The 623-nt window shown below is 45.7% G+C and carries 1 protein-coding gene; it reads right to left on the minus strand.

From position 1 onward, the window contains the following. Nucleotides 1-623: amidohydrolase family protein (locus R7R24_RS28080; protein WP_318120356.1), on the minus strand; the 623-nt coding region annotated here is incomplete at both ends.

Consider the following 623-nt stretch of genomic DNA (forward strand, 5'->3'; position numbering starts at 1 on the left):
CCGTGGTATAGCCATATTTCGCGTACAAACCTTGCGAGGCTTCTAACATGCGATCTTGAAGTTCAGAATCAATCAACTTATTGAGGTTGAACAGCATTGCAAAGTGCGCGTTTTCTTCTAGGACCCCATTGGGTTCTTGGCTGTTTTCCATTCGGCGGATAATGCCACCTTTTGGATCTTCCGATTCTGATGTGATGCCTGCTAGCTCTAACGCTTTACTGTTCGCGACACTCAAATGCCCCGAAGTGTGGATGATCAATACAGGCTTATCTGTGCTGACTTTATCGAGATCCGCTTTGGTAGGGTAGTAATCCAGTTGGGCGTCGTCGTAACCAAAACCTAAAATCCATCCGGTTTTCTCAATGAATAGGCGTTGCGTATTATTGTTCTCGGCATTTTTCAGAGTTTCTATGATTTTCGCAACGGTATCGGCTTCGCCATCAGGAGATGGCAGCACGTTTGCGACCATGGCTTGCAGACCAACACCATACACATGACTGTGCGGATCAACAAAGCCAGGCAACATAGTTTTGCCTTTTAAGTCGACCAACTGTGTTTTACCGAACTTGTGTTCCATCGCTCCATCTTTGCTGCCGACATAAATGATTTTCTCGCCTAATGTT

This window comes from Vibrio sp. 704 (genome assembly GCF_033339295.1).